This window comes from Clostridium sp. JS66 (genome assembly GCF_033561535.1).
GTDB lineage: Bacteria > Bacillota > Clostridia > Clostridiales > Clostridiaceae > Clostridium_AM > Clostridium_AM carboxidivorans.
The window spans coordinates 654,652-672,520 of sequence record NZ_CP131467.1 but is presented as its reverse complement, the minus strand read 5'-3'; the positions used below and the strand labels follow the sequence as shown (position 1 = coordinate 672,520).

The 17,869-nt window shown below is 28.9% G+C and carries 15 protein-coding genes and 1 riboswitch; of the genes, 6 read left to right on the top strand and 9 right to left on the bottom strand.

Features of this window, described 5'->3' with window-relative positions:
• Positions 1–70 precede the first annotated feature (70 nt).
• Both Q6H37_RS03025 and Q6H37_RS03020 read right to left on the bottom strand, forming a co-directional pair.
• A complete protein-coding gene (locus tag Q6H37_RS03025; RefSeq protein WP_318739107.1) occupies positions 71–1,234 on the bottom strand; it encodes a methyl-accepting chemotaxis protein in 1,164 nt (387 codons plus the stop codon).
• Positions 1,235–1,402: 168 nt separating this feature from the next.
• A complete protein-coding gene (locus Q6H37_RS03020) occupies positions 1,403–1,918 on the bottom strand; it encodes a serine/threonine protein kinase (RefSeq protein WP_318739106.1) in 516 nt (171 codons plus the stop codon).
• A 183-nt stretch (positions 1,919–2,101) separates the two neighbouring features.
• Between Q6H37_RS03020 and Q6H37_RS03015 the strand changes: the two genes are divergently transcribed.
• On the top strand, positions 2,102–2,542 hold the full coding sequence (locus Q6H37_RS03015; protein WP_318739105.1) for a cell wall hydrolase: 441 nt from the start codon (positions 2,102–2,104) through the stop codon (positions 2,540–2,542).
• 72 nt (positions 2,543–2,614) lie between these two features.
• Positions 2,615–3,046, top strand: a complete 432-nt coding sequence (locus Q6H37_RS03010; RefSeq protein WP_318739104.1) for a hypothetical protein — start codon at positions 2,615–2,617, stop codon at positions 3,044–3,046.
• 90 nt (positions 3,047–3,136) lie between these two features.
• Here the strand turns inward: Q6H37_RS03010 and gcvT are convergent, their stop codons facing one another.
• The gene (gene gcvT / locus Q6H37_RS03005) at positions 3,137–4,216 is read right to left on the bottom strand and encodes a glycine cleavage system aminomethyltransferase GcvT (RefSeq protein WP_318739103.1); all 1,080 of its coding nucleotides are present in this window, start codon (positions 4,214–4,216) and stop codon (positions 3,137–3,139) included.
• A 142-nt stretch (positions 4,217–4,358) separates the two neighbouring features.
• Positions 4,359–4,457, bottom strand: a riboswitch (glycine riboswitch).
• 388 nt (positions 4,458–4,845) lie between these two features.
• Here gcvT and Q6H37_RS03000 point away from each other — a divergent pair.
• Positions 4,846–5,763 (top strand): metal ABC transporter substrate-binding protein, encoded by a 918-nt coding sequence (locus tag Q6H37_RS03000; RefSeq protein ID WP_318739102.1) that lies wholly within the window; start codon positions 4,846–4,848, stop codon positions 5,761–5,763.
• 55 nt (positions 5,764–5,818) lie between these two features.
• Here Q6H37_RS03000 and Q6H37_RS02995 read toward each other — a convergent pair whose 3' ends face one another.
• The 4 genes from Q6H37_RS02995 to Q6H37_RS02980 all read right to left on the bottom strand — a co-directional run bounded on the left by Q6H37_RS02995 (position 5,819) and on the right by Q6H37_RS02980 (position 11,103).
• Complete coding sequence (locus Q6H37_RS02995; RefSeq protein WP_318739101.1) at positions 5,819–7,546, bottom strand: HAMP domain-containing methyl-accepting chemotaxis protein; 1,728 nt, start codon at positions 7,544–7,546, stop codon at positions 5,819–5,821.
• A gap of 250 nt (positions 7,547–7,796) precedes the next feature.
• The gene (locus tag Q6H37_RS02990) at positions 7,797–8,984 is read right to left on the bottom strand and encodes an ABC transporter permease (RefSeq protein ID WP_318739100.1); all 1,188 of its coding nucleotides are present in this window, start codon (positions 8,982–8,984) and stop codon (positions 7,797–7,799) included.
• On the bottom strand, positions 8,985–9,686 hold the full coding sequence (locus tag Q6H37_RS02985; protein WP_318739099.1) for an ABC transporter ATP-binding protein: 702 nt from the start codon (positions 9,684–9,686) through the stop codon (positions 8,985–8,987). It abuts the gene before it with no gap.
• Positions 9,687–9,714: 28 nt separating this feature from the next.
• Entirely contained in the window at positions 9,715–11,103 is a 1,389-nt protein-coding gene (locus tag Q6H37_RS02980; protein WP_318739098.1) for an efflux RND transporter periplasmic adaptor subunit, read from the bottom strand.
• 217 nt (positions 11,104–11,320) lie between these two features.
• On the opposite strand from Q6H37_RS02980, the gene Q6H37_RS02975 reads away from it, so the two are divergent.
• Complete coding sequence (locus Q6H37_RS02975; RefSeq protein WP_007059169.1) at positions 11,321–12,019, top strand: response regulator transcription factor; 699 nt, start codon at positions 11,321–11,323, stop codon at positions 12,017–12,019.
• Between the two features lie 4 nt (positions 12,020–12,023).
• A complete protein-coding gene (locus tag Q6H37_RS02970) occupies positions 12,024–13,475 on the top strand; it encodes a HAMP domain-containing sensor histidine kinase (protein WP_318739097.1) in 1,452 nt (483 codons plus the stop codon).
• 71 nt (positions 13,476–13,546) lie between these two features.
• Here the strand turns inward: Q6H37_RS02970 and Q6H37_RS02965 are convergent, their stop codons facing one another.
• Complete coding sequence (locus Q6H37_RS02965; protein ID WP_318742912.1) at positions 13,547–15,244, bottom strand: methyl-accepting chemotaxis protein; 1,698 nt, start codon at positions 15,242–15,244, stop codon at positions 13,547–13,549.
• Positions 15,245–15,560: 316 nt separating this feature from the next.
• On the opposite strand from Q6H37_RS02965, the gene Q6H37_RS02960 reads away from it, so the two are divergent.
• Positions 15,561–16,769: an EAL and HDOD domain-containing protein gene (locus Q6H37_RS02960; protein ID WP_318739096.1), complete on the top strand. Its 1,209-nt coding sequence runs from the start codon at positions 15,561–15,563 to the stop codon at positions 16,767–16,769.
• 40 nt (positions 16,770–16,809) lie between these two features.
• Here the strand turns inward: Q6H37_RS02960 and moaA are convergent, their stop codons facing one another.
• A complete protein-coding gene (gene moaA / locus Q6H37_RS02955; RefSeq protein ID WP_318739095.1) occupies positions 16,810–17,766 on the bottom strand; it encodes a GTP 3',8-cyclase MoaA in 957 nt (318 codons plus the stop codon).
• Positions 17,767–17,869 lie beyond the last annotated feature (103 nt).

Sequence of the window (17,869 nt, the reverse complement as noted above, 5' to 3'; positions counted from 1 at the left end):
GCACATTGCGACACAATTTTTTCATAGGACAATTGTGTCGCATTATTTTTAAACTGCTAAAGTTGGGTCATTAAAGTTTAAACTTTTCTGTGACCTTATTTAATTTTGATGAAATTTCATCAAGCTTTTCTAAGCTTTTAGATACTTTTTCAACAGCTTCATATTGTTCTGCCATAGAAGCCGATAGTTCTTGTGTTGATGCTGCTGATTTTTGTGTAATATCAGCTATATTTCTTATGGAACTAATAGCTATTTCCTTATTTTCATCTACTTTATTAATACTTGATGCTTGGCACTCTACTTGCCTCATTGTATTTTTAACTGCTTTCCCAGTTGAAAAAAGCGATTTTTCAGCTTCTACCATAGCAGCATTAGCTTCTTCAGTAGCCTTGTTACTATGTTCCATATTCAATTTAGTATTTTCTATCTCACCTTGTATATCTTTTACTATTTTTTCTATTTGTTTTGCAGAATTTGTTGTTTCTTCAGATAGTTTTCTTATTTCATCTGCAACTATGGCAAATCCTTTTCCAGCCTCACCAGCTCTTGCTGCTTCTATAGCTGCATTAAGTGCTAAAAGATTAGTTTGACTTGCAATTGATTCTATAGCATTAACAATTTCACCAATATCACCTGACTTATTAGATAAATAATCCACATTGTTAGATATTTTTTTTACGCTGCTATTATTTATTTCAAATTTTTCTATAAGCTTCTTCATTGCTTCCATGCCCATTAAATTAATTTTTTGAGTTGCCTTAGATAATTTTATAACCCTATCAGATCCTTGCACTGCTATTTTTATTTCCTCAGCCAGACTTAATAATTTTTCATTCCCACTCTCAGAACTCTTTGCTTCTTCCACTGACCTTTTTGACAGCTCTTCCATTGTGGCAGTTAAATTTTCAATTGAAGACACTGCTTCTTCAGTTGATATATAAACTCCATTATAATATTCTGAAATATCCTTTGAATTTTCCTTAATAATTTTAGCTATACTCCTAAGCTGTTCCCTTAAATTACAAACAGATTTTACCATATTGCTAATTTTACTTTTGCCATTCAGTAAAAACTGAAATTCATTAGTTTTTTCTTGAACTGTTAAATCTAAATCAGCAGTCATGTTAATAATTTCTGTTGCTATCTTTAATGGCTTTATAATTTTATTATAAAGCAGCATAAAAATTATGCACTGAATTACGAGAAAAGCCATAAGAAACAAAAGTATTTTCATTTTACCATCTCCCATATCCCCCTATAATAATCCAAGTTAATAATAACATAATTTGAATAAAATTTCATAAAATTCACTAATTTTAATATGTGAAACTTTAATACTCACTAAATTCAAATTATTTTGTATTAACAAGTCTTTTATTGAAAACAGAGATTATATATAAAGCTATCTATTCCACTTCTTATACAAATCAGGTCTTTCATCTTTTAAAACACTATAGAATTTATCTATCACGCCTAAATTTTTTAAATCTCTTAGCATAAGCTCAGGGTATTTTACTGTCTTTATAAGCTGCATAGAAGGATCTATAACCTTTACTTTTTCATTTTTAGTTACATATATATGAATTCCTCTCATATCTAATCTCTTAAATCCAAGCTTTTCAAATTCTTCAACCATTCCTATTAAATTCAATACTAAATTTTTGCTTAGTCCGTATTTTTTTATATAAGTATTTAAATCATATCCATCTATATATTCCCTTATCATAACTTTTCCTTTTATTTCATATACTTTTGGAAAATAACTGCTTCCTTCAGCTATTTTTAAAACTTTGTATTCTTCCAAACACCTATCTTCCCTTTTACATATCTTTATTGCTTTTCCATCAGGCATTAAGTACACTTTTCCATTCTTCCCGTGTCCTAAATATTTATATTTACTCACATCAATATAACTCATAGTTGTTTTCTCCCCTCTTCCCAAAATTTCATCATCTTCTTTTATTAATATATTTATTTAATGCAAGAAATGTACTTAATTACCCTGATAATTAAAAATATAATAATCTTATTAAAATTGTAACATTTACCACATGTGTGAATAAACTATTATTATAGTGAGAATAATCGAGGTGACTAATATATGGCTTATTCAAATAGAGAATTGTTAGCAAGACTAATTAAATGTGAATCTGGTGGAGAAGGCGAAAACGGAATGAAAGCCGTTGCTACTTCTATTATGAATAGAGTAAGAGTTCCATATGGTGAGTACCATAAAATTGGTCAAGGGGATATTAGAAAAATAATTTATCAAAAGGGACAATATGATTGCATGCGCTCAGTTTTAGGCGGTGTAGCTAATCCTCAGACAATTTGGGCAAATCCACCGGAACAAATTCACTATGATATTGCAGATTGGGCATTAGCAGGAAATAGATTATTTCCAATAGGTTATTCGCTATGGTATTTTAATCCATTTGCTCCTTGTCCATACACTTTTCCATATAACGGAAGTGGTAGTTTTCAAATAAAAGTAGTGAAACATTGTTTCTATAATCCAACTGCACTCTATGCCAAAACCTAAAATTAAACCATATGCTTAATAAAGTTTTTCATAAATAATAAAATAAAAAATTTTATGCAAGGAGGTTTATTTATGTTTCCTCAATGTTGTTTTAATTGCTTTAATCCTTACACAATAGACTATGATTCTCCTAATATTCTCAACTCTCGTCAGAAAAAGCAACCAGTTCCTCAATTCCAAGAAGAACAACAGCAGCCTCAACAACAACCTCAACAACAACCTCAACAACAGCCTCAGCAGCAGCCAATCATGCAAGATCAAGGATTTGAGCAAGCTCCTGGTTCGCCAATAGCTCAAGATATTCAATATACACAAGGGTACTTAAGAACACAAATAGGTAAAAGGGTTCGAATATTTTTCTTGATTGGAACTAATATAGTACAAGATAGAGAAGGAATTTTAACAGATGTTGGAATCAGCTATGTAATTCTTAGAGAAACAGAAACAAACATAAAAGTACTATGTGATATATATTCAATTAAATTTGTAAATATATTTCCTTAAAATATCCAGCAAAAATACATAGACTTTAAATGCAATTTTTAAATTCCATTTAAAGTCTATTGTAATCTTATAATAAAATAACTAATAAATTTATCTTGTTACCTTAGCTTTAACTAAATCATTCATATTTTTAATAAATATTGTAGTTCCTAACTTTGAATATTTTAGATCTACTAGTGCTAGTCCCATATTTTTTTTCTTTTTAGGTGAAAAATGTTCTGTGGCCACTATACCTACTTTTTCGCCATTAAAAATAACATTAGAACCAGAAATTTCATTGGTGCATTTATCCCCTGTTTCAAATTTTACAATCTTTCTTTTAATTCCCTTTTCACTTTCTTTTTTTAATGCATTCTTCCCAATAAAGTCACTCTTTCTTAAATTAACATAAGTTTTCAATCCAGCTTCAAATGGAGTTATATCTTCCAAAAGTTCATCTCCAAAAGGAGGTAAATTAGAATCTAACCTTAATGCATCCCTTACGGATAAGCCTGCAGGCTTTATACCTTCTTCCCTTCCTGCCTTCAATATACTATTCCAAAGTAATTTTAAGTCTTTGGGCAGGATATAAATCTCAAATCCATCTTCTCCTGTATAACCAGTTCTAGAAAGCAAACACTTTGTCCCACAAATACTTACATCTTTCTTAAAACTCAAATATTTAATTTCTTTAAGGTCTATATCTGTTAATTTTTGTAGTATAGTCTCTGACTTAGGACCTTGCAATGCAAGTTCACAAATTTCATTTGAAATATTAATAATACTTACATCATGCTTATTTTTTTTATTTATAAGCCATTTAAAAATTCTTTTTACATTTCCCGAATTAATAGTAATTAAATAATCATTTTCATTTAATTTATATAATAGTACTATCTCAATAACTGCCCCATAAGGGTAGCACATAAGAGTATACATAGCTCTATTTTCTTCTAAATTTTCAATATCATTAGTTACCAAGTTTTGAATAAAGTGAAAGGCATCCTTACCTTTTATTTGAATTTTTCCTACATGCGAAATATCAAATAATCCTGCTTTTTTTCTTACGGCCTTATATTCTTCTACTACTCCTTCAAATTGCATAGGTAAAGCCCAGCCTGCAATTTTGCCTATCTTTCCACCATATTCTTCATAAACATTATATAGTGGAGTTTTCTTTAATGCTTCCATACTGTTACCTCCTATGTATTCATATAATAAAAAAAGGACCATTGGACATATCCTTATAAATGCCCACATGATCCTCTGTTATTCTATTTAAAAACTTCTACATTTAAATTTAAACATAGTTAAAAATAGAATTTCAGAGTTTCGTCCTATAATGTTACATTTACCTGAAAGTTTCTATTAAACTTGTGGTGTTTTAATATTGCTTCTTCGGTTAACAAAAGTTATCTCACATTATTTTCATCCGATTTATATAGGTTTTTATTATGTAACTCATTATAACACTTTTCTAATTCATTTTTAACCCATTTTTATGAATAAATTATAAAATTTTAGCTATATTTATAAATACTCTATTTAAGCATAACATACCTTAAAAATTAGAACTTAATTATGTATGTAATATACAAATTCTATGAAAAACTATACATTGTACATAATTGTTTTAAGCAATTTTATATTAGTGAAATAAATTTTTAATTGTATAAACATTATAAATAGAGCATAATTAATTTTTTGCTTACTTTTAGTATAATTATTGAATACATTGACAATTAATTAATATAGTTATATTATAATTTTATATTTAAATGCAAATTATTTGCATTTATTTTTATGAGGAGTGATACATAATGTTGAAAAAGTTAATTTTGCTATCTGCTATATTCTGTATGGTACTTACATTTTCATCCTGCAGCAATAAACAAACTTCACCTACAAACAACACTTCACAAAATAATAAGCTAAAAGTAGTAGTTTCCTTTAATGCTATACGAGAATTTGCAGAAGCAGTAGGTAAAGATAAAGTTGAAATTGAAACTATAATACCCAGTGGAACTGAAGCACATGACTTTGAGCCAAAAACAAAAGATTTAAAAGCATTGAGTGATGCTAAAATATTTATATATAACGGTTTTGGCATGGAACCTTGGTCAGATGAAACATTAAAAGCTGTAAATAATAAAAATCTTATAGTTGTAAATGCATCAAATGGTTCTACTCCTATAACAACTATAGATGCTGAATCATCTAAAAGTAATGAAAAATATGATCCTCATTTATGGATGAGCCTAAAAGGTGCAGAAAATGAAGCTAAAAATATAAAAGATGCATTCGTAAAAGCAGACCCTTCAAATAAAGATTATTTTGAAAAAAATTATTTAGACTTTTATAATAAACTTGAACAACTTTATAAAAATTACAATAGCAAATTTAGTACTTTACAAAACAAAAACTTTGTCACAGGTCATGCTGCATTTGCTTACCTCTGCAGAGATTTTGGATTAAATCAAAACAGTATTGAAGGTGTTTTTGCAGAGGGAGAACCTAGTGCTAAAAAGTTAAAAGAACTAGTTGATTATTGTAAAGAAAAGCATATAAAAACAATCTTTGTTGAGGATATGGTAAGCCCTAAAGTTTCCGAAACACTAGCAAATCAAGTTGGAGCTAAAGCACAAAAAATTTATACCTTAGAAAATACAGAGGGCGGTAAAGATTACCTAGAAACTATGAAAAATAATCTTAACTTGATATATAATAGTTTAAAATAGCTAAAAAAGGACTTTCAAATAAATTTTTGAAAAGTCCTTTTTTAGCTTTTTACAATTACACTTTAAATCCAGATGTCATTTTAGTTAGTTTCTTTGACATCCCTGATAAATCTTTTGTATTTTTCTCTATCTCATTCATAGTACTAAGCTGTTCTTCTATGCTTGCACTTATATTTTCAGTACCACCAGCTATTTCACTTGAACTACTAGCTATAGTATTAATAGCCATTTCAATTTCTTTAGTACTCTTTGCCTGCTGCTCATTAGCATTATCTATTTGTTCTATTTGATTTACTATATCTTGTATATTATGTATTATACTTTGTATACTCTCTCCAACCTCAGACGCTTTAGTAACTCCATGAGACACCTTTACTTCAACTTGATCAAATGAGGTTACAGCTGAAGCTGATTTCAATTGATTTTCCTTAACTAATTCAGATATCTGTGTTGCTGCATTATTACTTTCATCTGCAAGCTGTCTAATTTCATCCGCTACTACACTAAAGCCTTTTCCAGCTTCACCTGCACGAGCCGCCTCTATGGCTGCATTTAAAGCTAACATGTTTGTTTGAACTGAAATTCCTGTTATTATTTGAATAATTTCTCCAATCTCCTTTGAAGATACATCAAGATCATTTATGATTATTGATACTTCTTTTGATGAAGAAGCTATATCCGTTATAGAAGAAACAATTTCAGATATTTTTCCTGCTCCTTCTTCTGCTATTTCTTTTGCCTTTTTACTATTTACAGAAGTATTCTTTGTTGCTACAGAAGTTGATTCAGAAAATTTAGCTACTTCTGCAAGACTTGCTGAAGTTTCTTCTGAAACAGCAGCTCCATCTGCTGTGCTAGAGGATATCTCTGAAACAGTACCTGCTATACTATCTAAAGACTGTGTTGTTGCTGTTGTTGCATCACTTAAATTTTCACTTAAGGATGTTATAGTTTCAGCTGAAAATGATACTTCCTTAATAATTGAATGAAGTTTGTCCATAAATAAGTCAAAACTTCTACTCAAATCTCCCATTTCATCTTTACTTTCATAACCTATTCTTTGAGTTAAATCACCATCACTTTCAGAAATTTCTTTTAGTTTTTTGGTAACCCTTCTAATTGGGTCAACAGTTTCTCTTATTATAATTACAGATAAAATCAAAGTTATAATTAAACATATCAATGAAAGTGATATTATTTCAATCATCGTAGTGCCAAAAATCTTTTTACTTTGATCATAAGTATTATTTGCTGCTTTAACATGATTATTGATAATTTCATCAAAGGATGCAGTTAATGCAGTTTTAGCTTTATCAAAATTAGAAGCATCATTAGGTATTGTCTGAGCACTAGCATCTGCAGTTCCTTGCTGTTGAGAAACTTGATGTTGACCTGCAGTTTTTATAAATTCATCCTTTGCTGCTATAAACTTATCATAATTATCTAATAAAGTTTTGTAATCAGCATCACTTTTATATTCTGATAATGATTTGTCAATTGATGCTACCTTATTTGCAACATCACTTTTTATAGTATTCTTTGTATTTTCATCACTTGCATCCATTAACGCACTACTTCTAGTTCGAATATATTCCACATTAGATTTCATGTTCTCTAACTTAACAATTGGACCCATTCTTGATTCACTTAGTTCCTTAATCCCAATATTGACTAAAGACAATTGTTTTACTGAAGCAGCCCCCATTATTAATAGAAAAACAAGAAAACTAGTTGCAAGAAAACTAATTTTATGTGCAATTTTTAAGTTTCTAAAAAAATTCATGTACTTACACTCCTCTGTATTTTCGTTATCTTTGGTACTTTATCTCTTACTACATTTTGACATTAAAATATAAACATTAAAGTTATATTTATATTTTAATATTAAATTGTTACAATTAGGTTACAACTTAAACTTAATTTTACCTGATTTTCGACATTTTGTATATGTACTTTACTTAAAAATTCTAAATATTTATTTTATAAATAAAGTACTGACAACACATATTTGTCAGCACTTTATTATTTGGCATTTATTCGAATCTCAATGCTTCAATAGGACTTAACTTAGAAGCCTTATTAGCAGGATATACTCCAAAAACTATGCCCACAAGTATAGAAAATAGAAATGCTTCCATTACCACACTATTAGATATTACAACAGATGTATGAAAAAAAGTTTTCATTACATAAGCTGCTGCATATCCACCTAAAACTCCCAAAATTCCACCAAAAGTACTTATGCCCGCAGATTCTAGTAAAAATTGCATCAAGATAGTTTTCCTCTTAGCACCAATGGCTTTTCTTATGCCTATTTCTTTTGTTCTTTCAACTACTGAAACAAGCATAATATTCATAATACCTATTCCACCAACAAGCAAAGATATAGCTGCCACTCCTGAAAGCATAGTAGTCATACTATCACTTGTTGAAGTAGCTGTTTCCAAAAGACTAGACTGATCCATTATTCTATAATTAGTATTTTGTGAAGAATCACTGCTAAATTTGTTGTTTAAAAATAACTGAAGATATCCTTTTGCTTCTGATATTGAATCCTGACTTTCTGCTTCAACATAAAAAGTTTTTATTTCTGAAATTTTAAATAGCCTTTGAACCACACTTAAAGGTACTATTATTTCATCATCTGGAGAATTTTGTCCACTACCACCTTGAGTAGCAAGTACACCTACTATAGAAAATATACTTCCATTTATATTAATTTCTTCTCCAACAACATTCGTACTTCCAAACAAAGTATCTGCTGCATTTGTGCCAATTACTGCAACTCTATATCTACTATCCACATCATCTTGAGTTACAAACCTTCCACTACTTACACCTAATTTTCTTATAGTAGCAGAGCTTGGAACACATCCTTCAATAGAAGCTGTAGTACTTTTAGAACTTGATTCAGACTTTACTGTGGCATTTTGCTGTGATGCTGAAGGTGCTATATCCTTTATTCCTGGTTTCTTTTTAAGTTCATTCAATTCACTATTTGTTACTGTTAAACTTCTTCTTCCCATGATATTTACAGTTATAAGATTAGTTCCTAAACTTGAAATTTTAGAAGCTACATCCTGTTTAGTTCCCTGTCCCATACCTACTAAAGCTATAACAGAAGTAATTCCTATTATTATACCAAGCATAGTAAGGAAAGATCTCATTTTATTGGCTAAAACCGATAAAAATGCCATTTTTATAAGTTTACTAAATTTCATTTAAATCACCTTACTATATTCACAATTTAATTCATCTGATTGAATATATCCATCTTTTACAGTTATTATTCTTTTTGCCTGATGTGCAATTTCATTATCATGAGTTATAAGTACAATTGTATTTCCTTCTTTATTTAATTCCTTAAGCATTTCAATAACCTCTTTTCCTGTTTTGCTATCTAATGCCCCTGTAGGTTCATCTGCTAGTAATAATTCAGGTTCTGTGGCTAGTGCTCTTGCAATAGCAACTCTTTGTTTTTGTCCTCCTGAAAGTTCCGCAGGCTTATGTTTAATGTGAGATATCAATCCAACCCTTTCTAGTGATTTCAAAGCTTTTTCTTTCATTTCTCTATTACTTAACCCTTGATATATTAAAGGTAATTCCACATTATCTAGCACATTCATCTTAGGAAGAAGATTATAATTTTGGAATATGAAACCTATTTTTCTGTTGCGAATCTCTGATAATTTATTATCATTACAATTTGTATCTTCTCCATCAAGAATATATTCTCCAGAAGTTGGCACATCCAAACAACCTATTAGATTCATTAAAGTAGATTTACCTGCTCCAGAAGGTCCCACTATTGATACAAATTCACCTTTTTCTATATTTAGATTAACATCACTTAAAGCGCTATATTCGCTACTGCCCATTTTATAGACTTTATTAATATTTTTCATTTCTATAACAAGATTCATATTCTACCTCCATTAAACCATACATTCTTTAATTTCGTGGCATTCCTCCTCCGCCTGACATTCCTCCACCTGGCATTCCGCCTTGTTGATTACTTTTACTCTTACTTGACTTACTATTGTTATTTGTATTAGTAGTTTGCGTAAGTTCTGTCATAACAACCTGATTCTCTTCAAGTCCACTTGTTATTTCAATCAAAGTTTTATTTTTAAGTCCTGTTTTTACTTCTACAAGCTTTCCTTGTCTTATATTATTAGGAGCTTTTTTATTAGATGAAGTTGATTTACTTGTTTGTTCAGAAACCATGACATATTTCTTTCCATTTCTTTCTGTAATAGCTTCCACTGGAACTGTTAACACATCTGTCTTACTTTGTACTTCAATGCTGACATTTGCATTCATTCCTATTTTCACATCCTCTGGATTATCTATAGTCACAACTACACTATAAGTTGTAACATTATTGGTAGTTGTACCGCTTTGTGAAATAGATTCAACACTGCCTTTAAAAGTTTTATCTTTAATATCATCCAACTTTATTGTAGCTGTTTGTCCTACTTTTACTTGGTTAATATCTAATTCATCTACAGCTAGTGTCACTCTCATTTTTGATGTATCTGATATAGTAGCAATAAGTTTTTCATTTGTTACTATTTCACCATTTTTAACATTTAATACTGTTACTATTCCGCTTATAGGAGTAGATATTGTAGATTTAGCTAGATTAGCTTGTTTATCACTCAAGTTTTTTTGTGCCAACTTGATGTCATTTTCTTTTTGAGCAATAGTGTTGTTTAAAGTTTTAGCATCGAGTCTAAATAATACATCTCCTTTGTTAACGCTCTGACCAGCTGATACACAAACTTCTGCTACTTTTCCACTAGAAGGAAATGGAACAGCTGTTTCATAAGAATTATCAGACCCTACAGTTATCATGGCCATTCCTCCATAAGTAGACTTTATGGAACTAACCTCGTCTCCCACACCTGCATATACTGCTCTTACCTTTCCACTTATAGGAGCCTTTACTACAAGGTCATCCAACTGATTTTTCAATGCCTGCAGCTCTAAATAACTGTGTTGCAATGAAATTTGCGCACTATCCACTGCCTGTTGAGTTGTACTGTCATCAATTTTGCAAAATAAATCCCCCTTATTAACAGCAGCACCTAATTTTGCCGTCATTCCATCTACTGTACCAGTGTTAGATGAAAAAACATTTACTTCATTTACTCCTGTAACAGCACCTGTAGCTTCTACAGTAATATCCAAATTAGTTTTTGTTGCCTTTGATAAAGAATACTTAGTAGATGTCAGTACATTTTTAGATGTACTTTTTTTATATGCATAGTATCCTCCGAAACCAACTATAATTATTAAAAATATTACAGCTGATATTTTTAAAATCTTTTCTTTCATGCTCAGAAACCTCCAAATCTAGTTTACCTTCACTATCATTTCCTCAATTTGAACTTTAGTTATTATAAGTCATTTTTATCCACATTCTAATTCTACTCTAAAGGCTTTATATAAATCTCGGTAAAATTGTGGCAAAATTGTGGCAACTTTAAATACCAAACAATTTCAAATGATATTGTAAGCTGCTTATGTTAAAATTGATTAAGAGGTGAGTTAATTGAATAAAAAACTAATATATATTGGCGATGATGAAGTTAACATTTGCAACATAATAAAATCTTTCCTTGTCAAGGAAGGCTTTGAAGTAGAATTATTTAATGATGGGCTTTCTGTTCTTGAAGCTTTCAATACTAAAGAACCAGACATGCTCATACTGGATATTATGATGCCTGAAATGGATGGCTTTTCGCTTTGTTCATTAATTCGCCAGAAAAGCTGTATTCCAATAATAATAGTATCTGCTAAAGATACAGAACCTGATAAAATAGCAGGTCTTACTTTAGGATGTGATGACTATCTTACTAAACCTTTTAGTCCTATGGAGCTCATAGCTAGAATTAAAAGCATTTTTCGTAGAATTGAATTAGATAAAAAACAACATATTGAAGATAACAAAGTTATTACTATTGGAGATATTTCTGTAAATCTTGATATAAAAGAAATACATTATCATGGAAACAATATAGGCCTTACAGGTATGGAATTTTCATTTATTTATTACCTTATAACAAACAAAAATAGAGCAGTAAGTCGCAGTGAACTATTAGATAAAGTTTGGGGATTCGAAAATGATGTAGAAACCAGAGCCACTGATGATATGGTAAAAAGAATCAGAAAAAAACTACTAAATGCTGGTTCTTCTTTAAAAATTGATACTGTATGGGGTTTTGGCTTTAAAATACAATTTAAGGAATGATATTATGAAAAAAACTACAATTAAATGGAGAATTTTTAAATATAATCTTATTATAATTATTATGTTAATTACACTGACTACAATAATATTTAATATTGCTATTCGTCTATATTTTGAAAAGGATTTATTTATGCAATTAAATAAAATTGCATCAAATACTGAGCGCATAGCCTTACAGCATGGGCCAGATTTTTTTGTAAAATCAGAGAAGGTGCCGTCACCACCTCCTTCACCTCAAAACAGTAATAGCCTTATACATTTCTATTTTATGTTAGATCGTTCATTGAGAGATTCCCTTACTGTTTTGAATGCAAATTATATTTTACTTGATAAATCTAAAAATATACTAACTCCTTTTCCAAGAGAATCCTCTGTAAATTCAGCCGATATATTAAAACAAATAAATGAAACTGCAAATAAATCAAAAAAACTTAGTTCTAAAAATTATTTGAACTTTTATTTATCTGGTACTGAATATATAGCACTAGTTAAACCTGTATCTGAAAAAAATTCCTTTGGACTGGGATGGATAATCATATATTCAAACATTGAAAAAGTAAAACAATTGCAAATTGGAATAAATATTATTCTTTCAATTATTTTAATTTTTTCATCATTGATTATTTTAATTTTTTCATCTATTTTATCAAAAAAAATATCTTCTCCATTTTCTACGCTCAGTCAACATATAAGATCTATTGCTGAAAGAAATTTTGATACCAAAATTAATATGTCTGTAGATGATGAATTACGTGAATTTGTAAACAACATTAATATCATGTCTGAAAAATTAGAGATATATGATAAAGCACAAAAAACTTTTTTTCAGAATGCATCTCACGAATTTAGAACTCCACTTATGTCGATCCAAAGTTATGCCGAAGGTATAAAGTATAAGGTGGTTGATACTGATGAGGCTGCTGACATTATAATTGATGAAACAAAACGATTAACCCGTTTAGTTGAAGACTTACTTTACTTATCTAGGCTTAATACAATAGATGATAATTATCATTATAATAATTTGGATTTTAACGATTTAATAAAAAGTTGTGTTCGACGGATGAATACTATTACTGTAAATAATAATATAAAAATTATTCTAAATAACATAGATAAAAAAATTGAAATAAATGCAGATGAAGAAAAACTTTCGCGAGCAATTACTAATATAATAAGCAATTGTATAAGATACGCATCTAGTGCTGTTATATTAACAGTTAAAGTTATAGATAGTAAAATACTCTTAACTATATCTGATGATGGCGTAGGTTTTCAAAAAAATGATCTTCCTAATATATTTGAAAGATTTTATAAAGGTAAAAAAGGCAACTTTGGTTTAGGCTTGCCTATCAGCAAAAATATTATTGAAAAGCATAATGGAAAAATCATCGCTAAAAATTCTGATTCAGGAGCATTATTTATAATTGAATTGCCATTAATCAAAATCACCTAAGTTTCGTAATTTATAATTGATTAAATACTATAGAGGAAGATACATACATCTTCCCCTTTATGTGGTAATTTCTAACTTATTTTAAAATTTTCCATAATTATTGATAGCTTTTCTGCTCCTTCTGCATTTTTATCAACTTCTTTTGATATAAGCATATTTTTATCATTTACTGCAGATACACCCTCTGCTATTTCTCCTGAAGCTTTTGCAACTTCACCTACAGAAACAGCAACTTCCTCCATACTTTTTACAATTTGATCTACAGCACCGGAAATGTTTTCTGAAACTTCTGAAAAATTTTCCACTATAGCTTTAACAGTACTTCCATCGTTTTTATATTGTTTACTTATCTCTATTAAATTTCCATAATCCTTTAAAACATCGCTTTCAATAAACACTAAAACTTCCCTGGATGAATTAGATAGTTCTTCTACAGCAGCTAAAACCTTTTTAACATTAGTTTGTATTTCAACAACTGCGTTAGATGATTCCTCTGCAAGTTTACGTACTTCTTCTGCAACTACTGCAAATCCCTTTCCATGTTCTCCTGCACGTGCAGCTTCTATAGCTGCATTTAATGATAATAAATTTGTTTGTTCTGCTATATCGAAAATACTACCAGCCATTTCTGATATATTTTTAACTACTTTAGAATCTTCTATAGCTTTTTCTAATTTATCTTTAGCATACTTATAAATTTTTTCTGCATTTTCCTTAGCCTGTGAAGAATTTTTATTTATATCATCAGCCTTTTTTTCTATTGCAATAGCAATATTTAGTCCTTCTTTAGCCTTTTCAGCTGAAACATTTACTTCTTCCTTTACTGTAGTTGCCATTGATGTTACTTCTTCTGATGATGCTGCAGACTCTTCCATTCCTGCTGATATTTGCTCTGTAGATGCTGATATGCTCTGAACTTGAGAATTTACCTCTTCAAACATTTTTACCGTTCTATTTACACTTTCAGTTGTGCTTTCACTCTGATTTTTCACTTCAATTATTGTTCCCTTTAAAACCTTTATAGCATCATTTAATGCCTTAACTGTTTGTCCAATTTCATCATTTGCGTGAACTTCTATTTCAAAATTAAAATTTCCCTGCGCTAGTTTATTTGCTGCCTCTGATAACTCTTTCATCTGTGATTTTATACTCTTAATAATAACATATGAAAATATAACAATTAAAATTAAACATGTAATACCAATAATAATCATCAATTGTATAACCTTTTGTGAAGAAGCATTAGCCTCTGCTCCATGTTGTTTGGATAATTCATCTTGCAAATCCACCATACTTTGAATATTAGAAATCAAGGCATTTTGAGGTTTTTCCATTTTGTCAAACATAACCAATAATTCCTCATTAGTTACACCAATCTTCATTCCAGTTTTTATGGCATCATTAAAAATTGGAATAATATCTTCTTTACCAGATTTAATTTTTTCAAATATTTCTTTACCTTTTTGTGTAGAAAGCAATTTTTGTAATTCATTTTGTGCGCTTTCGTATTTTGCTAAATTTTCATCTATTTCATTTTTCTTCGAAGTCATGTAATTCATATCATTACTAACTCCAATATCTCTAATGTCTATCGCTATCCTGTTAATGTATCCTCTCATATCAGTTGCTAATTTTATCTTCCTATTGTTTACATTAATTGTTTGATATAATACTGCATTTGATTCCTTAAGTTTAACTATAGCTGCAGTTGAAATGACAATAAGCATTACCATCATAACACCAAAACTAAATAAAAGTTTACTTGTTATCTTTACTTTTTTTTAATTCATAACTTCACCTCTTTATAAAAAATATATACATATATATCGACTGTTTATTTTATAAATTAATATTATTTCTCAATATATGTACTATTTCATATGAAAATTTTTTTAAAAATGTAATTTTATAAAAATATATTTCATATTTTTACATTTTATACTATAACATGAAACCTATATATACTTAATCATAATATTGTAAAAATTATGTATATTAATTTGTACTATTAGTGAATTTTATTGCAAATTTTTATATACCATGCAATAATTACTATATACAGCATTTATATGGAGGTGAACATTAATGGACATATTTGTAGCAAGACAACCTATCTTTAACAAAAATAATAAGGTCATAGCATATGAATTACTTTTTAGAAATAGCTATGATAATAAATATACAAATGAAGATGGCGATACTGCTACTTTAAATGTAATAAATAGTTTGTATACTTTAGGAATAGATAATGTTACGAATGGAAAACATGTTTTCATTAATTTTACTGAAAACTTATTAAATCAGGACTTTATTGCATTATTACCTCCTGATATTGTTACAATTGAGATATTAGAAAACGTTTATCCAACTCCCAAAGTTATAATGGAATGCAAAAAATTAAAGAGAAAAGGATATACTATTGCTCTTGATGATTTTGTACTTGATGAAAAACACAATAATCTTATACAGATTGCTGATATTGTAAAGATAGATTTTTCTATAACTAAAGGATATGAAAGAGAAAATATAATAAAAAAAATAAACTCAAATAATATTAAATTTCTTGCAGAAAAAGTTGAAACTATAGATGAATTCAATGAAGCAAAATCATTAGGATATTCATATTTTCAGGGTTACTACTTTAGTAAACCTATAATACTTTCTGGAAAAGATATTCCACATGATAAACTTATTAACTTTAAAATTTTAAAAGAATTAACTAATGAAGACCTTGATATCGAGGGCTTAGAAAAGCTTATATTAATAGACGTCTCTCTTTCTTTTAAACTGTTAAGATTAGTAAACTCAACAGCATTCTCATTAAAAAATAAGGTAAGCTCAATAAAACAAGCAATTTCATTACTTGGAGAAAGAGAAATAAAAAAATGGATATATGTAGTTATAATACGTTCTCTAGGTGAGAATAAACCAAATGAATTAATAAATTGCACATTGATTAGAGCTAAATTTGCAGAATTATTATGCGTTAAAATGGGTTTAAAATATAAAAGTTATAGCTCATATATTACAGGTTTACTTTCATTTATTGATGTAATCTTAAATCAACCTATTGAAATAATAGTAGCAGATTTGTGCTTATCAGTTGAAATTAAAGATGCTTTATTAAATAAAGAAAATATATTAAGTTCAATAATTAAATTAATAACTTTTTATGAAAAAGGACTTTGGGACAAGGTGGATTTATATTCAAAAAAATTAAATGTTAGTGATCAGGATTTATCAAGTTGCTATTTTGAATCCTTAAATTGGTTAAAACAACTTAATGGCTATTAAGTTTTACCCTATAGCCATTATTTTTGCTTTAATTCTTTTTTTAACCACCTATTTGATACATCATTTTTAAACTATGACTTTTATTATCACACTCTAAATGATGTTGTGAAGGTTTATTATATATAATATCCTTTAAAACTGATGTGAGTAAAACTTCATTATCTACATATTCTCTTATGTTTATTTCTTTAGCTGAATGAAGACAAGGTTTAATGGTTCCCATAGATGTAAGTCTTATTCTGTTACAATTGCTGCAAAACTTACAACTTAGTGGACTAATAAATCCTACTTTACCTTTTGAGTCAATGAGCTTGTACATAGATGCAGTGCTACTTTTACTAGATTCTAAAGGTATAAGTTCTGGGAACTCATTTAAAACATCTTCTGAAGACATAAACCCACTTTTGTAAAGCTTTTCACCTTCTCCTATAGGCATAAGTTCTATAAACCTTATTTCTACGGGTATTTCTCTAGTAAGATCTATAAAGTTTTTTATTTCATCATCATTTATTCCTTTTATAAGTACTGTATTAACTTTTACTTTAATACCTAAACTTATGCATTTTTCTATTGCCTTTAATACTTTATTTAAGTCTCCCCCTCTAGTTATATAACTAAACTTGTCCTCTTTTAAAGTATCTAAGCTTATATTTACTCTCTTGAGCCCTGATTCTTTTAACTCATCGGCTAAATCGTATAAAAGTATTCCATTGGTAGTTATAGCTATATCTTTAATTTGTTGTATTTTAGAAGTTTCACTTATTAATGAACTTATATTTTTTAATATTAAAGGTTCCCCTCCTGTATACCTTATTTTTTTTATTCCAAGAGGAACTGCAGATTTTATAATCTTTAAGACTTCTTCAAATCTAATTACATCTTCATGGCACTTTTTAGAAACGCCCTGCTCAGGCATACAATATATACATCTTAAATTACATCTATCTGTAAGGGAAATTCTAAGGTAGTCTATATTTCTTCCATAGTTATCAATCATTTTACACCCACCTTTAATTATATATATTATAGATTCAGTGTTTAAATTTTTTAGACAAACATTAATATATATTCTCGTATTACTTAATATCATATAACGCTTT